This window comes from Cetobacterium sp. (assembly GCF_048470075.1).
GTDB lineage: Bacteria > Fusobacteriota > Fusobacteriia > Fusobacteriales > Fusobacteriaceae > Cetobacterium_A.
Window position 1 is genome coordinate 1 of sequence record NZ_DBGBQB010000371.1, and the last position, 2482, is coordinate 2482.

A 2482-nucleotide genomic window follows, 5' to 3' on the forward strand; every position below is an offset into this window, starting at 1 on the left:
ATTTTATAGTTTGGAGGAAACAAAATGGAAATGAAAGATATTATAGAAATGGTTAATTATTTTTCGAATCAAGCCAAAAAAAGAGAGCTAACAGCTGAGGAGAAACTTGAGAGAGAGAAGTATAGAAAGTTATATTTAGAACAGTTTAAAGCACAAGTAAGACAAAAATTAGATAACATCGAAATTGTCGATGAAACAAAGATGATATAGGGGGCAAACATATATGAAACAGCTAGTAAAGACTCTGTATAGAGAAACTGAAAAATATTTAGGTCAAGAAGTGGAATTATCAGGTTGGGTAAGAAAAATAAGATCGCAAAAAAACTTTGGATTTATTGAGTTAAATGATGGAAGTTTTTTCAAAGGAGTTCAGATTGTATTTGATACAAATTTACCAAACTTTGATGAAGTTTCAAGATTGTCAATATCATCATCAATAATTGTAAAGGGAGTAGTTGTAGAATCTCAAGGAGCTGGACAAACTTTTGAAGTTCAAGCTAAAGAGATTGAGGTTTTCCAAAAAGCTGATTTAGATTATCCTTTACAAAACAAGAGACACTCTTTTGAATTCTTAAGAACAATTGCGCATTTAAGACCTAGAACAAACACTTTCTCAGCAGTATTTAGAGTGAGATCAGTTTTAGCTTATGCAATTCATAAGTTCTTCCAAGAGAATGGATTTGTATATACACACACTCCAATAATCACAGGATCAGATTGTGAGGGAGCAGGAGAGATGTTTAGAGTAACAACTCTTGACTTAAACAATGTACCAAAAACAGATGATGGAAAAGTTGATGTAACAAAAGATTTCTTTGGAAAAGAGACTAATTTAACAGTAAGTGGTCAATTAAATGGAGAGACTTATTGTTCAGCATTTAGAAATATATATACTTTTGGACCTACATTTAGAGCAGAGCAATCGAATACTTCAAGACACGCAGCTGAGTTTTGGATGATAGAGCCAGAAATAGCTTTTGCAGACTTAGAGGGAAATATGGAGTTAGCTGAAGCTATGGTAAAATACATAATTAAATATGTTATGGATGAGTGTCCTGAGGAGATGGAGTTCTTTAACCAGTTTATTGAAAAAGGATTATTTGATAAATTAAATAATGTATTGAACAATGAGTTTGGAAGAGTTACATATACAGAAGCTATAGATATACTTATAAATTCAGGGAAAAAATTTGACTATCCTGTTAAATGGGGAATCGATTTACAGAGTGAGCATGAAAGATTCTTATCAGAGGAGCATTTTAAGAGACCTGTTTTTGTAACAGATTATCCAAAAGAGATTAAAGCATTCTATATGAAGCTAAATAAAGATGGAAAAACTGTAAGAGCAATGGATCTATTAGCTCCAGGAATTGGAGAGATAATAGGTGGTTCTCAAAGAGAGGATAATTTAGAAGTTTTAGAGGAGAGAATGGCAGAGGTAGGACTGAGTGCAGAGGACTACGGATTCTACTTAGATTTAAGAAGATTTGGAAGTTTTCCTCATTCAGGATATGGATTAGGTTTTGAAAGAATGATAATGTATGTTACAGGAATAACAAATATAAGAGACGTAATACCTTTCCCTAGAACTCCAAATAATGCAGAGTTTTAATTTTGAGGAATAGGAATGATATTAAAAATACTAGTTTTTCTAGTTTTTATTTCGTTACTTTTTTATATTGTAACATATCCATATGATTTTAAGTTAAATAGAAAATTAAAAAGAGTTCTTAATTTTCCTCAGGTTGAAAAGATTGAAGATACTAGAGCAAAATCTTTTGAATATTCTAATAGAGAGTTATTAGATGCTTTTGATTTAGAGGAGAGACATTTAGAGAGTAAATATACAACCGAGAAGATGAGAATACTCATACTTAAGCCTAAAAAAATTGTAGAGAACCCTCTGTGTTTAGTTTTATTTCATGGGATAAGAGATAAGGCGGAGGATTGGATTTATAAGGCCAAATTGAGAGAGAATTATTTAAGTTTAAAAAAAGGAGGAAGAATACAGGACATTGTCTTTATTCTTCCTGATTCAGGTTATAATGGCGAGAGCTGGTATACTAACTTTTATGAGGATAAGAATCATCAATATGAGGAGTTTTTCTCAAAGGATTTAACAGGGTTTATAGAGAAAGAATATCCAAACTCTAAAAAAGGGATAGGTGGATTTTCTATGGGTGGATATGGAGCGTTAAAAATAGGACTTAAAAATTTAGAATCATATGATGTTATTGCAAGTTTTTCAGGGGCTATAAGTTTAATAAGAATGAGTATAAATCGTAGAGTGATGAGAATTTTTAGATATTTGTATGTACCTAGATTTTTATTTAATGATGTAAATAAAGCTCATTTTGTAAAAGTATTCAGTCCTTGGGGTTATAAAATTTTAAAAAATGATCCATACAGTATTATAAAAGTAACTGATCCTAAGAGATATATAGGAAAAAAATTCTACTTAAGTGTTGGTTCAGAAGATAAA

3 protein-coding genes are annotated in these 2482 nt (G+C 30.9%); all 3 read left to right on the plus strand.

The window, feature by feature from the left end; genetic code table 11:
* The first annotated feature begins 24 nt into the window (after positions 1 to 24).
* Positions 25 to 210, plus strand: a complete 186-nt coding sequence (locus ACMOUI_RS12960) for a DUF896 domain-containing protein (protein ID WP_418966115.1) — start codon at positions 25 to 27, stop codon at positions 208 to 210.
* A gap of 13 nt (positions 211 to 223) precedes the next feature.
* Positions 224 to 1612 carry an asparagine--tRNA ligase gene (gene asnS, locus ACMOUI_RS12965; protein ID WP_418966116.1) on the plus strand — a complete coding sequence of 463 codons (1389 nt, stop codon included), beginning with the start codon at positions 224 to 226 and terminating at the stop codon, positions 1610 to 1612.
* 15 nt (positions 1613 to 1627) lie between these two features.
* A partial coding sequence (locus tag ACMOUI_RS12970) for an alpha/beta hydrolase-fold protein (protein ID WP_418966117.1) occupies positions 1628 to 2482 on the plus strand: 855 nt, incomplete at its 3' end.